Here is a 14,039-nt window from a genome sequence, read left to right as displayed (position 1 = left end):
TGTAACCCTCCCTGTTTTAGTGGCATTCTAAATTAGAGGTTTTCCTGTTTTCATGCCTTGCTAAATACTCCCAGGGAGTCAGATCATTCAGTGATTCATGAGGGCGTTCATCGTTGTACTCCCTCATCCAGTTTTCCGTCAGTTCCCGGACTTCACTCAGTGTTTTGAACACATACATGTCCAGAACTTCTGTCCGGTACGTCCGGTTAAAACGCTCGATATACGAGTTTTCTGTGGGCTTTCCTGGCCGAATGAACTCAAGTTCCACCTTGTTTTTTTCTGCCCATTCAGCCAAAGCGGTTGAGATAAACTCTGGCCCATTGTCCATTCGCAGTTTTCCGGGATAGCCTCTCCAGGCAATGATACGTTCGAGAACCCGTATCACCCGTGGAGCGGGCAGATTCAGGTCCACTTCAATCGCGAGTACTTCACGGTTGAAGTCATCCACGACATTGAATGTGCGAAAGCGTCTGCCACAGTTCAGTGAGTCACTCATAAAGTCGATAGACCAACAGCTGTTGACCCAGTCCGGGCATATCAGGGGCGCGGGCTCGCGCTTGGGTAAGCGTTTTTTGCCCTTGCGGCGCATGTTCAGTTTCAGAGAACAGTAAACACGATGAACCCGTTTATGGTTCCATGCATGCCCCCAACGCCTGAGCACGGCAAATACCTTGCCAAATCCGTATGCAGGATACCGCTCAGTTACTTCCTGAAGTTTGGCTATCACCTCATCATCCCGGTGAGGATCTGGCCGGTAGCGATATACCGAATCACTGATGCCAACTGCGCGGCAGGCCATTCTCAGGCTGGTTTGGAACTGTTTGCGAACATAATCGACCAGTTCCCGTTTAACCGCTGGCTTTAGAGCTTTTTTTCCAGAATGTCTTTGACAATGCGATGCTCAAGGCTGAGATCAGCAAACATCTGTTTGAGCCTTCGATTCTCATCTTCAAGCTCTTTCAGGCGTTTCACATCCGATGCTTCCATACCACCATACTTGGATTTCCAGTTGTAGTAAGTCGCATCAGAGATGCCATATTCACGGCAAACTTCATTGACCTTTCGGCCTGCTTCCACTTCCTTGAGGATCCTGACGATTTGTGTCTCTGTGTAGCGTGATTTCTTCATCATGCGTTCTCCGTTTGTTTCAGTGTAAACGGAAAAGCTCTAATTACTAGTGACCAGTTTTTTGGGGAGGGTTACAATTGATATCAATATTCTCTCGTCATTCTTGTAGGCCGCAATCAGGAAAACTTCCCAGTTTCGTAACGCTCCACCAGCAATCGTCCTTAATCTGTACCCACAGCATTCGACTGCACTTGTGAGAGAGAGGCAGTCCTTGCCTCAAACCAATATAAGTTCTGAACATGAATTAAGAAGGATGAACGTATGTCTGAAGTAGTTTTCGATTTAAATGACTGGGTTCCAGTGGGTGAATTGGCCAGACGCTATAAGCAGTTTACTTTGTCTCAACTGAAGCACCTGATTTGGAAGCGCAGAGAGTATCCGGGATTGGAACGGTGCTACAAAATCGTTGGCAAGCGCGGTTATATCAACCTCAAACTGTTTGCTATGTGGATGAACGGTGAATTGCCTGAACAGTGGACGACGGATAAATAATCTCTCGTGAGCCCAGTTCTCACGGGGAGTATCCGGGTCTTGTGCGTAATTTCGTGTGTAAAAGCCTAGTTTTCTTGGATTGGAAGTAGCAAGCCACCAGCTTATGGCTGGTGGTTTTTTTGGCCCTGAATAACCTAAGACAGTTTAAAAAACACAACTGTTGTTCATCGATAAAGCTTACGCTTTTTTTTGGGGTCTGTTTGTTATGTTCTTTATATTCAGTTGGTTAGTCTTGGTTTTGTCGGTTGAGGATGATTCGGAAAACGCCGATTTACGACAGGTTTAAATATTATCTATATCGGCTCTTAGGTAGCCGTCACTGCGTGGGTAAGCTTAAGGAACATGAAATCGAAAAGTACCAAGAAAATCTGGAAGTACAAAGGGGCTGTCATGGAGATACCGCGAGGAGAGTTAGGTTGGTACCCGTCCATTCTCAAAGCTTTTGCTGAACAGTTAGACAAGATGCTCGAACGCTATAGAAGTGTTCTTGCAGTTCGCTTTGACGTTCAGGTTGAAGAGTTTACAACCAGTAACTCGGTTATTAGTGAACTTAGGTTGAAAATTGTCAGGCACTTGCAAAGAGCTTTTGATGGTTTGGGTATTGGGTTTCTATGGGTAAGAGAGCAGGCTGATACAGCGGTAAAACAGCATTATCACTGGGTCATCATGGTAGACGGTAGCCGTGTTGCACCTTCCCGGCTTACGCACTTATTGAGCGAACTGTTCACAAGGTCGGTGTTTTACCATTTGCACATCTCTAAGAACTGTTACTGCATAGTAAAGAAATTCAATAATAAGGACTATAGGAAGCTTATTGCACGCACATCCTATTTGGCCAAAGTGAGACAGAAACATTCTTGCCCTGAAGGAGTGCATGAGTATGGGGTAAGCCGCTTCAAATAGGTTTGACTGATACCAGTGCATCCGGACGTTTACCGGACACTTTATTAGTTGTTCCGTTCCGAAATTCTTTTTATATAAATGGCCTGAAAGCGTCCGGTTTCACGTTTTCTTCTGTGCTTGCGCCAGTCTTGTTAGAAGCCTGAATGTTTTATTTAGTTTTGAGGGAGGGAGCGTCATAACGTACAAGATTAGAAAAACAAACGCTATGAGCTCCATCCATCCTGAGACTTCTGTCGAGGATTCTGACAGGAAAAAAAACCAGTGAGGGAGCACTTTTCCGTCGAAGAAGATAGAGTATTGCTGGGTACCAAACGCTACGAACACTAATGCATATAGAAGGAAGTAAGGCGTGCTTTGTTTTTTTGTGTATAGCATCGACATGTAGTTAATACTGAATAGGCCAACAATACTGAGTAGTGCATAGAGTGCGAAAAGCATTTACTTATCTTCCTGAAAATATGGTGATAGAGCCCCGTTGACAGTGATGGAGTCTCCTAGCAACTCAAGCCCAAGCGCACTGTTAGACATAGAGCGCCAACCTTTGCTGTAGTCGACGGCGTAGTATTTGAAAAGCTTAAACTGTTGGGCATTGGGGACATTTGCACTGAGCGCCGGTTTGACTACATTCTGAAGGCTATACAAGCTCGACGCAATATCCACTCCGGCATAGGCCAAGTCACCTTCTTGAGATGTGAATCCGGCTTTTTTAGCCGCGGCTCTGTACCCTTCCCTCAGCCAGCCACTTCCATCGCCATAGTCCCCAGTGTATTGGCCTTTCCAGTTTTGCACTATGTTACCGGTTATATTGTATGAGTTCTCATGGATGTTGTTTGCTCCGTGGGCCATCACCGGGGCTCCAACTGTGCTACACCATGATGCACCAGCAAAGGAAAATACAGATGAGGTTACGCAAAGCGCATAGCCTGCTGATAACTGGCCCGCACCAGCGATTAAACCAACACCGTACTTGCCTATCTCTTTGGCCTGATCAAGTAAGCTCTGGCGCTCTTGTCTCACATATCTAACAAGCCTTGATTCGGACAAGATGCCATTTTGGTAGTCATCCACCAAGCACTTACCCAGAAACAGATATTCGTTTCTGAACTGATGCTGAACCATAGGATCTTGAAGGTATGAAGTACTTAACGTATTGGTTTGTCGAAGCAACCCTCTGATGGCTAGTTTTACTTTTTCTTCTTCAGTTTCCTTGGCAGACATACTCATCTGATGAGGTCCTGTGCTGCTTTAGAAAGAGGGGTTAGCCATGAGGCATAAGCTCCAGTATTGGCTGCAACGTGTCTCCACTGGATATCTCTGTAGGAGATTAGGATAGTTTCTTGCATTTCATCACCATTAAAGTCAATGGTATGTGCCATGTGGGTGGATACAGATCTTATCAGAGCACCAGACAGGTTGATTTCATAGAAAATCTCATTGCCTCCTTTGCTGTTTGGGCGGTAGAAGGTCAGTTTGCAAGTTAGCTCTTCTCCGTCTGTACAAGCTTGGGCCAGGACCGGTGAACTTTTATCGACTTTCTTGACTATTTGGATAGGGCTGTGATGGGAGCGATTTTCAAAAGCTAGAGAGTGGGAAAAAGACAAAACCGTGATTTCATCTTCGTGGCCTAGTTGGTACGAGTTTCCCATTGATAGTGGGGTGTTGCATCCGGTAGTGAGGCATCCGCTGTTGATGCTTTCGATTGATAGATATGCAATGGTCGCCATTTTTTATAGCTCAGTCAGTTAAGTTAGCCCGAATACTAGCGGAAAGGTAACTCGGAGGCACTCTGTTGAAATAACTGGACTTTTAGGCTTGTTGATAAAGCTTCCTGGTGGGCGTTGGTGTGAAATCGAAGGTGGAAGCTTTTAATACGTTTTACTTGGTAGGCAAAGTGTCGAATATGAAGCTATGAGTACTTTAAAATAATGTGATCTTGATTCCAGCCAGATTTGTAAGCAAGTTGCTGAGCATTTAGGTAGTGGAGTTCTAGTTTGCTTAATATTGAGCGTGCGTAATTCGTGGGTAATTTGTCCCAAATCGAAGTAGTTCAGAGTGGGCTGAACTAGCTTGAAACCCAGTAGTGGCGGGCATATACTACCGGAGAAGATCGCAGGTCTGAGATTCAAAATCCGTTGCCTTCGGGCGTGGCGGTTCAAGTCCGCCCACCGGTACCATCATTCAGAAAGGTCGCTTATACAGCGGCCTTTCGTCGTTTTTGGGATGTGAAAATGCTGTCTTCGTATCCAGCGTGGCGGCCGGAGTGCCGGACCATCAATTCCGCCCACCGGTACCATCTCCCGTTTTCAGTATGATTAAATACTGATTCTGTTTTCTTTTCTGCAATCAGTTTCCCGATGATTGTTTCATCAACAGGACAAAAACAAACATGCCGCCAACTGAGGTGGTAACAATACCGACAGGTAACTCCTGTGGTGCGAGTACGACTCTGGCAATTAAATCACTGCCCAGCAGGAAGATACTTCCGAGTATCGCGGATAACTGAACTAACCCTTTGTGCAACGAGCCGCTCATCATGCGGGCGATATGTGGCACCATTAAGCCGATAAAGCCAATAATTCCGGTCAGGGAAACAAACACGGCGGTACTGAAAGCACAAATGATAAAGGTCAGGTTCTGCTGCTTAACCGGATCTACGCCAAGAGTATATGCCGTCTGCTCTCCGGCAAGCAGGGCATCGAACTTGCGATGGTTGTGCAGGGCATAGCTGAAGACGATGATAAACCCTGCGAAAGCTGGCAGCAGGTTGTCCCACCGGGCGAGCCCCAGCCCCCCCAGAGACCAGAACAGTACCGAGTGAGCCGCTCTTTGATCTCCGGAAAAGACCAGAAAGTTTGTTAAAGCCGTAAAGATAAAAGACACGGCAAGACCAGCGAGGATGAGCTTTTCCGGGCCAGCTCCAGCCATTCTTCTTACCAGGGCAATGACGAGAACCGAGGCTGTCATTCCACCGGCGAAAGAGGCGACAGGCAGACTCCAGATTCCAAACAGGTCTCCGCCTAAAGTCATGACCGCGACCGCTCCTGCAGCTGCTCCTGAGCTCAAACCAAACAAAAACGGGTCCGCCAGATCATTCCTGGTGGTTGTTTGCAGCAGAGTTCCCACCACGCCCAGGCCTGCACCGGCTAATACAGCCAGAATTGCTCTTGGCAGACGTAAATCAACAATAATGCGATACACCGGGCCGATATCATTTTCCGCTCCTGTGATCAGTAACCGAAAGGCATTGAAAACGGATTCAGCCGGGATCGGTGTGGAGCCATGCATAACGGACAAAATCAGTAAGGCACCAGTTAAACTGGCGCCTGCTGCTATCCAGCTGATATGACGGACAGTGCTCATAGTAATATCAGAAACGCTCCGGATTCATTGCTTCAGCGATTTTCCTTATCGCGTTGATATTCGCCGGGCCAGGAGTTAACTCAGCATATTTCAGGGCAATGAATCGACTATTTTTCACTGCGTCGGTTTCTTTCATTGCCGGATGTTGTTTGAGGAACTCCAGCAGCTGAGTCACACCGCTGCTGCCCTGGTAATCGACCAGCAGCAGGAACTCCGGGTTCTTCATCGCGACATTTTCCCAGGATGCCCGCCCCCAGCTGGTCTCCATATCCGCCATGACGTTTTGACCTCCTGCAGCTTCAATCATTGCGCTAATGATGGCGTATTTACCAGCCGTAAAGGGTTTTTCTTCCCCTGAGTCATAGAGGAAAACACGGGTGTCTTTAATGTCTCCAACTTTGGCTTCAATCTGAGCAAGTTGCGCCTGCCAGCCGGAAATCAATTTACCGGCCTGCTGCTCTTTTTCAAACACCTTTCCCAGCCGGGCGACGTCATTGAACAGCAGGTCCATGGTCGCTTTCTCACGTTTGCCGTTCAGGTGAATGCAGCTTTCACTCAGAACCAGAGTATTAATGTTTTGTGCTGCCAGCGTATCAGGTGTCACCTCACCGCCGGGTTTCATGCCGTAATACCAGCCAGCAAAGAAGAGGTCCGGATTTGCCGAGATGAGGTTTTCCATGGTGGGATGTTTCGGTGCCAGCTCGGGTATATCTCCCCGCATTTCATCAAATTCCGGGCTGGTTTGATACCAGCCACTGATACCGGTTAAGCCAGCCATTTTGTCCTGCAGGCCAAGGGCAAAGGCCATTTCAGTCATGTTGATGTCATGCACGATCATGCGCTCAGGCACGGAGTCGAAAGTTACCGGCTGGCCACAGTTTTCAACAGTGATACCGGCCTGTGTGGCTGCGCTCAAACAGAGGGTGAGAGAGGAAAGGATTTTGTTCATGTAAGTTCCATCCTTAGGCAGTTTTTTATTAAAGGAATATCCAGGCAGACAAGATCCCGGTTTTCCCGGGGATGATCAAAACGGTGCAGGCTGACACCAAAAACCTGATCCACAAGCTGGCTTGTTAGGGTTTGCTCCGGTGTACCAAAGGCTTTAACTTTTGCTTCTTCAAGCAGCAGAAGTTTGTCACACATTTGTGCGGCGAGCGGCAGTTCATGCAAAACGGTAATCGTGGTGATACCTAAACTTGCGATGATCGAAAGCACCTCTCCTTTGGCCCTGGGATCCAGATGATTGGTTGGCTCATCAAGCAGCAGCAGATCCGGTTTCTGGCATAAGCTTCTTGCTATATATACTTTTTGTTTTTCACCACCAGAGAGTTGCTGCATGGTCTTATTGGATAAATGAGATATGTCCAGCAGAGACATCGCGTGTTTAATGCTGTCCTCTGTCTCTTCCCGGGACAGACTGGCTTCATGTGGAATACAGCCAAGGCGAACATAGTCCCTGACCGTTAAACGGGTGTCGGGTTTTTCATGCTGGCTGATGAGTGCGATTTTTGATGCGCGCTGCTGAAGCGGGAGCTGATTCAGGGGAGTGCTGGCATAGAGTATTTCTCCCTGTGTGGGAGTCAGTACTCCGGATAACAGCCTGAGCAGGGTACTTTTCCCTGAGCCATTGGGCCCAATGATTGCAAGGTTCTCGTCTTTCATAAGATCAAAGGTGACGGAACTTACCAGGAGTTGGTTTTGCCTGGTTTTGTAACCTAAATCAGAAACCTGCAGTATGGGGCTATTGGGTGTAGAAGGCATCGGCTTTTGTTTTATTGATTAAAGGTGAAAGCAAAGTGCCTGAGCTGTGCCCGGTATAACCGAACCGGGGGCAGAATTGCAACTGACTTGACTGTAGAGTTATAACTCTAATTCTGCTTTATAACACAATGATTTTCCGGGTTTTAGCTTTTTAAGCGAAACTTCTGACGTGTTTGGTATCCAAATGTTTAATTGAGGCTTTTCTCAGTAACAGAAGCGCAAACACCCGCCGTGAGGCGGGTGCTGCGGGACTATCAGTTTTTAGCGCGTTACAGGTAGTAACGTACGCCGAACATCCACTTGTCATCTTTCTTGTGGCCGTCTTCGTTGTTCAGGTCAAACTGGTAACCCGAGTAGCCGACAAAGCTTGAAGTGAAGTTATATTCCGCCTGAATAGCTGAAGTGGTGTAGTTCGTTTTATTGTTGATGTCGTCTTTTTGATTTTCGTAGTTCACGCTCAGGTTGAGGTTGTTTTCGAACGCATAAGCGATCAGCGCTTCCTGAGACAGCTCTTTGAAGTCAGCATCTTTGTTTTCACGGATCTGGTATACACCCGCGACATACAGACCGTTGCCGTAAGAGCCGTAGCTCGCACTTGCGGTGTTAAAGGTCTCTTTCTTGTTGTCTACATTACCGGTGTTATGCACGTAACCGACAGTGAACTGGTCGAACGCGTAAGTCAGGGCTGCCTGAGCACGGTCACCGTAGTTAGTTGTTGTACGAACAATGTTATTTGGATCGCTGTTATCATCAACGGTCTTGCTGTTATCACCCTGCCAGCCAAGGCCCAGGCTCAGTTTACCTGCATTACCCAGATCAAGGGCGTTGCGGTAGCTCACCATCTTGTCTGCACGGCCGGTACCCAGTACGCCGTGATCGGTGTAGATAAAGTCGTTAGCAAACGCGATAGGTTTATCGGCAACGCCGGCAACGTCATAGTATGGCGCCCACTGGGTACCGACTACAGCACGGCCGTACTGGTCGTGGGTCAGACCGATGTAACCAAGACGGGTAGTAAAGGCGTTTTCACCGCCGTCCAGATAGTTCAGTGCCCATTCACCTTTGGCATCAGCGGTAAAACCGTTGCCCAGGTCGTGTGTTGCATTGAAGTTAATACGTGGCGAAACCGCGTTCACGCTGGCATCTTCGCTGTCCGAGCCGGTCAGGCCTACTGATACGTGGCCACCAATGTCAAAGGTCGTACCTTCCTGGTTGTAGATTTCGACTGCGCTTGCCTGTGCACTGGCAGCACATACTGCGATTGCGATGAGTGTTTTTTTCATTACCTGTATTCCATGAATGTTGTTATCTGCCATTTGTGGTTGAAATGTATGGCATGGGTAAAATCACTCTATCGATAAGTTCGGTGAATTTTGAATCAAATTTTATGAAACGATACAAATTACAGATGGCTGAATTAACACTTTGTTTATAAGTGATTTTTAGTTTTTATTTTGTGTTTCTCAGATGGTTTTTTATCCGGATTCACCGTTGTTGCAAATTGTGTCGGCGCCGAAATTGTGCGCAATGGCAAAGTCCGGGCGGGCAGGACTGGTATATGGTGGAGCCGGGGAGGATTCATTATGTCTGAAGTATATGTGCATGAACTGATTGAAGAGCTGAGCCAGAGGCCGGAAGTTGAGGCCGTTGTCCTGGCCGGATCACGGGCCGGGGAGCAACACGATGCTCTGTCTGATTACGATTTCTATATCTATCTGTCGGAACCACTTGACCCGGAGGTACGGAAAGCGATCACCGGGCGTTACTGTCGCTATATGGAACTGGTGAACCGGTACTGGGAAGAAGAGGATGATGGGGTACTGAAATCCGGTGAAGAGATTGAGTTGATTTACCGTAATCTGGATGACTTTTCCCGTACGCTGGAAAGTTGCGTGATGCAGCACAATGCTTCGGTGGGGTACAGCACCTGCTTCTGGTATAACCTGCTTAACTCGGAAATCCTGTATGACCAGCAGGGAAGATATGCTGCTTTGCAGAAGCGCTTCGGTGTTGAGTACCCGCCCGGACTGGCAACCGCTGTCGTGGAGAAAAACCTGCCGCTGCTGCTGGATGCGATGCCTGCTTTTCCCGGGCAGATAGAAAAAGCCCTGAAACGAAAGGACAGAATCAGTGTTCATCACCGGCTTACTGAGTATCTGGCGAGTTACTTTGATGTTCTGTTTGCGATTAATCACCAGCCTCATCCGGGAGAGAAGCGAATGCTTGAGTATGCAGAGCAACACTGTCCGCTGCGGCCGGACGGTTTTCGTCAGCAGCTTGACGCGCTCTTTGGCTGTGTTGGTGAAGAGAGAATGATGGATGAAGTCCGAAGGCTTTCTGAGCAATTGGCATTGCTGTCTAAAGAGAGTCTGGCTATTCGGAAGTCGTTCACCTCCGACTCCGAATAAACCATGACAGCCCGGTTGCCCGGCTCATTCTAAGCTATATTAATAACAGGATGTATGGCCGGGAGAATGCTATGGAGCAGGGGGAGCTGTTAGCCAGAATCAACGAACTGCCTAAAATCAAGCGGGTGTTGCAGGAGTTGATTGAAATGGTCAACCAGGATGAGGTGGACTTTCACAAGCTGTCTGAAAAGATCGCCCTTGAGCAGGTGGTCTCTGCCAAGGTACTGAGGCTTGCCAACTCGGCTCATTTTGGCCGTGCCCGAAGCATTGCTTCTATTGATGAGGCAGTGGTCCGGCTTGGCACGGAACCCATCAAGACCCTGGTGGCTGTGTCTGTGCTTTCCAGTGCATTTCCAAAGTTTGAAACACTGGATATCAAAACGTATTGGGCGAATACCTTCGAGGTCGCCACAATAGCCAGCCGGATAGCAAAAACCGTCAGACTCGATCCAAACCGGGCGTTTACCGCCGGAGTACTGCATAACATCGGTGAACTGATGATTCACTCTTTGGCCCCTGACTGGGCAAAAGAGATCACTGCAAGGGTAGAAAAAGGCGAAGAACCGTCACTGGTGCAAAACGAGTTGCTGGGGACCACTTCAACCAAACTGGGGGCCAAACTGGCGACAGCGTGGAAGTTTGCTCCCGAGCTGACCGACTCGATTGCCCACTATATGGCACCGGTCAATGCGGAAGAAGATAAGAAGATGGCGACCCTGTTGCACCTTGCTTATTTACTGAACCGGGACTGGGATCAGCTGGAGTCAGAGCAGGAACAGTATGATTACCTGGAAGGGAGTCAGGATGCCAGGGCACTTGGGCTTTCACCGGAGTTCTACGCCCAGTTGGCCGAAGTGCGTGGTCAGGGCCGGGAAATTGCCGATCAGATGATTGCGTAGAAACTTTTCATCCGATCGGTTCAAACTCATATATTTACAGTAAAAGTAATGATGATCTGAGACTGATTATCATATAATTTATCGCTGTTGTTGAATAAGGATGGATTCAGTCACTTGTGGCAAGTATTAAGATAACGGTTGATCGTATCCAGCCGGGGCTTCATGTACGTCTTCCGGTGAGCTGGAAGGATCACCCCTTTCTGCTGAACAGTTTCAAGATTAAGTCCCAGGAGCAGGTTGATATCATTAAGCACCTGGGGATTAAGCACGTCTATATTAATCCGGAGCAAAGTGATACTCAGCCGCTCCCGGTTCAGGAATCGCCTGAAATCAAAGAAGCTGAACAGAAGGTCAGTGAGCTGGAAGAAGCCAAGAAGAAAATGTGGCGGGAGAAAGAGCTCCGGATCGAGAAGCTCAATGCTTACCGCAGAAGGGTTCAGCAGTGCGAGAAAGATTTTGAACGCTCAATTGCCCAGCTTCGCTCGGTAATGAGTAAAATCCGCAGTCGCCCGGCTGACGCGGTGACTGAAGCCGGCCTGATGGTAGACAGTATTGTTGATTCACTGCTTCAGGACAACAGCGTAACGCTGCATTTGATGAGTGGTAAGAGTAAAACCAAAGATATCTATTTCCATTCTCTGAACGTTGCCGTGATTGCGATGATGATCGCCAAGAGCAAAGGAATGGCTGCAGAGCAGATCAAAGAGATCGCTTTTGCTGCCTTGTTCCATGATATGGGGAAGGTCAGGGTTCCGGCCGCTATCCTTAATAAGACGACGGCTTATACTCCGCCGGAGGAAAACTATTTCCGCCTGCACCCTAAGTACGGGGTAGAGCTGGCTAATAAGATAGAGGGATTTGCTGAGTCGGCCATTAAGGTCATCGCCCAGCACCATGAAACCATGGACGGTAAAGGCTACCCTGAAGGATTAAAAGGTGACGCGATTGATCCTTATGCGCAGATAATCGGCCTGGCGAATGCGTATGACAACCTGTGCCATGCCCGGATTCCTGCCGAGCAGAAGATCCCGTTCAGCGCGCTGTCTCATCTATATAAGAACTGTAAGCACCTCTATAACGGGGAAGACCTCAATATTCTGATTAAGTTTATGGGCGTCTACCCGCCAGGCACGGTTGTGCAGCTGTGTAATAAGATGGTGGGGCTGGTCATCTCGGTAAACGCAAAAGCCATTCTTTATCCGAATGTTCTGCTTTACGATCCAAATGTGCCACGTAACCAGGCACCGATACTGGACCTCGCCGGAAGCGACCTGAAAATTGAAGCTGCTATCCTTCCAAGTAAGTTACCGGAAAAAGTGCGCGAGTATTTGAATCCCCGAACCCGAATTTCTTACTTCTTTGATACTGATAGTTGAGCTTATCCACAGGCTTCTGTGGGTAAGTTGTGCTTCTGGTGGTGGTATTGTCTGGGTAAATTGCACTCCGTACAAATACCCACCAAACGGCTCATTTTCATTAAAAAAATCCATTTTTTTGCTTGCCAAAGTTCAGGGCATCTCTATAATGCCGCCTCACTGACACGGAACAACAAACTTCCTGTCAGAGAGGTGGAAAAAAGTGGTTGACACTGAAAAGTATCCCGCTAGAATTCACCTCCGCTTTGAGAGATAACTTAAAGCAACGCTCTTTAACAATATAAACCTATCAATCTGTGTGGGCACTCGTTGATGATAATCACTAGCTTCTTAGGAAGCAAAATGGTTTCAATGATACGAAGTGACCATTGAGTCTTCGGACTCAGCACAGTCAATTCAAACATTACTTATGTAATGTTCAGTATTCATTGAGCCGACAAAATCTTAAATTGAAGAGTTTGATCATGGCTCAGATTGAACGCTGGCGGCAGGCCTAACACATGCAAGTCGAGCGGCAGCGACATAAACAATCCTTCGGGTGCGTTTATGGGCGGCGAGCGGCGGACGGGTGAGTAATGCCTGGGAAATTGCCCTGATGTGGGGGATAACTATTGGAAACGATAGCTAATACCGCATAACGCCTTCGGGCCAAAGAGGGGGACCTTCGGGCCTCTCGCGTCAGGATATGCCCAGGTGGGATTAGCTGGTTGGTGAGGTAAAGGCTCACCAAGGCGACGATCCCTAGCTGGTCTGAGAGGATGATCAGCCACACTGGAACTGAGACACGGTCCAGACTCCTACGGGAGGCAGCAGTGGGGAATATTGCACAATGGGCGCAAGCCTGATGCAGCCATGCCGCGTGTGTGAAGAAGGCCTTCGGGTTGTAAAGCACTTTCAGCAGTGAGGAAGGCATTGTCGTTAATAGCGGCATTGTTTGACGTTAGCTGCAGAAGAAGCACCGGCTAACTCCGTGCCAGCAGCCGCGGTAATACGGAGGGTGCGAGCGTTAATCGGAATTACTGGGCGTAAAGCGCATGCAGGTGGTTTGTTAAGTCAGATGTGAAAGCCCGGGGCTCAACCTCGGAATAGCATTTGAAACTGGCATACTAGAGTACTGTAGAGGGGGGTAGAATTTCAGGTGTAGCGGTGAAATGCGTAGAGATCTGAAGGAATACCGGTGGCGAAGGCGGCCCCCTGGACAGATACTGACACTCAGATGCGAAAGCGTGGGGAGCAAACAGGATTAGATACCCTGGTAGTCCACGCCGTAAACGATGTCTACTTGGAGGTTGTGGCCTTGAGCCGTGGCTTTCGGAGCTAACGCGTTAAGTAGACCGCCTGGGGAGTACGGTCGCAAGATTAAAACTCAAATGAATTGACGGGGGCCCGCACAAGCGGTGGAGCATGTGGTTTAATTCGATGCAACGCGAAGAACCTTACCTACTCTTGACATCCAGAGAACTTAGCAGAGATGCTTTGGTGCCTTCGGGAACTCTGAGACAGGTGCTGCATGGCTGTCGTCAGCTCGTGTTGTGAAATGTTGGGTTAAGTCCCGCAACGAGCGCAACCCTTATCCTTGTTTGCCAGCACTTCGGGTGGGAACTCCAGGGAGACTGCCGGTGATAAACCGGAGGAAGGTGGGGACGACGTCAAGTCATCATGGCCCTTACGAGTAGGGCTACACACGTGCTACAATGGCGCATACAGAGGGC

General features: G+C 48.4%; 12 protein-coding genes and 1 rRNA gene. 6 read left to right on the top strand and 7 right to left on the bottom strand.

Annotated features, from left to right (window positions below; translation table 11 throughout):
- Nucleotides 1-16: 16 nt before the first annotated feature.
- A protein-coding gene (locus ACVB80_RS24110; RefSeq protein WP_481081072.1) for an IS3 family transposase occupies nt 17-1,128 on the bottom strand; the annotation gives its coding sequence in 2 pieces (ribosomal slippage) (nt 17-876 and nt 876-1,128; 1,113 coding nt in all).
- A 261-nt stretch (nt 1,129-1,389) separates the two neighbouring features.
- On the opposite strand from ACVB80_RS24110, the gene ACVB80_RS24105 reads away from it, so the two are divergent.
- Together ACVB80_RS24105 and ACVB80_RS24100 are read left to right on the top strand one after the other, a co-directional pair.
- Nucleotides 1,390-1,620 (top strand): hypothetical protein, encoded by a 231-nt coding sequence (locus tag ACVB80_RS24105; protein WP_481083815.1) that lies wholly within the window; start codon nt 1,390-1,392, stop codon nt 1,618-1,620.
- Nucleotides 1,621-1,962: 342 nt separating this feature from the next.
- Complete coding sequence (locus ACVB80_RS24100; protein ID WP_481083814.1) at nt 1,963-2,523, top strand: YagK/YfjJ domain-containing protein; 561 nt, start codon at nt 1,963-1,965, stop codon at nt 2,521-2,523.
- A 438-nt stretch (nt 2,524-2,961) separates the two neighbouring features.
- On the opposite strand, the gene ACVB80_RS24095 is transcribed toward ACVB80_RS24100, so the two are convergent.
- From ACVB80_RS24095 to ACVB80_RS24070, 6 genes are all read right to left on the bottom strand, one after another.
- Entirely contained in the window at nt 2,962-3,747 is a 786-nt protein-coding gene (locus ACVB80_RS24095; RefSeq protein ID WP_481083813.1) for a DUF4225 domain-containing protein, read from the bottom strand.
- Nucleotides 3,744-4,247, bottom strand: coding sequence for an Hcp family type VI secretion system effector (locus tag ACVB80_RS24090; protein ID WP_481083812.1), 504 nt, complete (start codon nt 4,245-4,247; stop codon nt 3,744-3,746). Before ACVB80_RS24090 ends, ACVB80_RS24095 begins: the two co-directional genes overlap by 4 nt.
- A gap of 619 nt (nt 4,248-4,866) precedes the next feature.
- A complete protein-coding gene (locus tag ACVB80_RS24085) occupies nt 4,867-5,883 on the bottom strand; it encodes a FecCD family ABC transporter permease (RefSeq protein ID WP_481083811.1) in 1,017 nt (338 codons plus the stop codon).
- Between the two features lie 7 nt (nt 5,884-5,890).
- On the bottom strand, nt 5,891-6,832 hold the full coding sequence (locus tag ACVB80_RS24080) for an ABC transporter substrate-binding protein (protein WP_481083810.1): 942 nt from the start codon (nt 6,830-6,832) through the stop codon (nt 5,891-5,893).
- Entirely contained in the window at nt 6,829-7,644 is an 816-nt protein-coding gene (locus tag ACVB80_RS24075; RefSeq protein WP_481083809.1) for an ABC transporter ATP-binding protein, read from the bottom strand. Before ACVB80_RS24075 ends, ACVB80_RS24080 begins: the two co-directional genes overlap by 4 nt.
- 269 nt (nt 7,645-7,913) lie before the next feature.
- The gene (locus ACVB80_RS24070; RefSeq protein WP_481083808.1) at nt 7,914-8,927 is read right to left on the bottom strand and encodes a porin; all 1,014 of its coding nucleotides are present in this window, start codon (nt 8,925-8,927) and stop codon (nt 7,914-7,916) included.
- A gap of 300 nt (nt 8,928-9,227) precedes the next feature.
- Between ACVB80_RS24070 and ACVB80_RS24065 the strand changes: the two genes are divergently transcribed.
- The 4 genes from ACVB80_RS24065 to ACVB80_RS24050 all read left to right on the top strand — a co-directional run.
- The gene (locus ACVB80_RS24065) at nt 9,228-10,052 is read left to right on the top strand and encodes a nucleotidyltransferase domain-containing protein (RefSeq protein ID WP_481083807.1); all 825 of its coding nucleotides are present in this window, start codon (nt 9,228-9,230) and stop codon (nt 10,050-10,052) included.
- Nucleotides 10,053-10,123: 71 nt separating this feature from the next.
- Nucleotides 10,124-10,951, top strand: a complete 828-nt coding sequence (locus ACVB80_RS24060) for an HDOD domain-containing protein (protein ID WP_481083806.1) — start codon at nt 10,124-10,126, stop codon at nt 10,949-10,951.
- Between the two features lie 116 nt (nt 10,952-11,067).
- Nucleotides 11,068-12,327, top strand: coding sequence for a cyclic di-GMP phosphodiesterase (locus ACVB80_RS24055; RefSeq protein WP_481083805.1), 1,260 nt, complete (start codon nt 11,068-11,070; stop codon nt 12,325-12,327).
- A gap of 446 nt (nt 12,328-12,773) precedes the next feature.
- Nucleotides 12,774-14,039, top strand: a 16S ribosomal RNA gene (locus tag ACVB80_RS24050); the annotation flags it as partial.

The organism is Vibrio sp. 9-16B-A1, from assembly GCF_056726165.1.
Note: the sequence above shows the minus strand (reverse complement) of the source record. Positions and strands in the feature narration are given on the sequence as shown.

Excerpts from the sequence above, each read along its gene's own strand:
- ACVB80_RS24105 (WP_481083815.1), top strand. The coding sequence starts at position 1,390 with ATGTCTGAAGTAGTTTTCGATTTAAATGACTGGGTTCCAGTGGGTGAA.
- ACVB80_RS24100 (WP_481083814.1), top strand. The coding sequence starts at position 1,963 with ATGAAATCGAAAAGTACCAAGAAAATCTGGAAGTACAAAGGGGCTGTC.
- ACVB80_RS24095 (WP_481083813.1), bottom strand. The coding sequence starts at position 3,747 with ATGAGTATGTCTGCCAAGGAAACTGAAGAAGAAAAAGTAAAACTAGCC.
- ACVB80_RS24090 (WP_481083812.1), bottom strand. The coding sequence starts at position 4,247 with ATGGCGACCATTGCATATCTATCAATCGAAAGCATCAACAGCGGATGC.
- ACVB80_RS24085 (WP_481083811.1), bottom strand. The coding sequence starts at position 5,883 with ATGAGCACTGTCCGTCATATCAGCTGGATAGCAGCAGGCGCCAGTTTA.
- ACVB80_RS24080 (WP_481083810.1), bottom strand. The coding sequence starts at position 6,832 with ATGAACAAAATCCTTTCCTCTCTCACCCTCTGTTTGAGCGCAGCCACA.
- ACVB80_RS24075 (WP_481083809.1), bottom strand. The coding sequence starts at position 7,644 with ATGCCTTCTACACCCAATAGCCCCATACTGCAGGTTTCTGATTTAGGT.
- ACVB80_RS24070 (WP_481083808.1), bottom strand. The coding sequence starts at position 8,927 with ATGAAAAAAACACTCATCGCAATCGCAGTATGTGCTGCCAGTGCACAG.
- ACVB80_RS24065 (WP_481083807.1), top strand. The coding sequence starts at position 9,228 with ATGTCTGAAGTATATGTGCATGAACTGATTGAAGAGCTGAGCCAGAGG.
- ACVB80_RS24060 (WP_481083806.1), top strand. The coding sequence starts at position 10,124 with ATGGAGCAGGGGGAGCTGTTAGCCAGAATCAACGAACTGCCTAAAATC.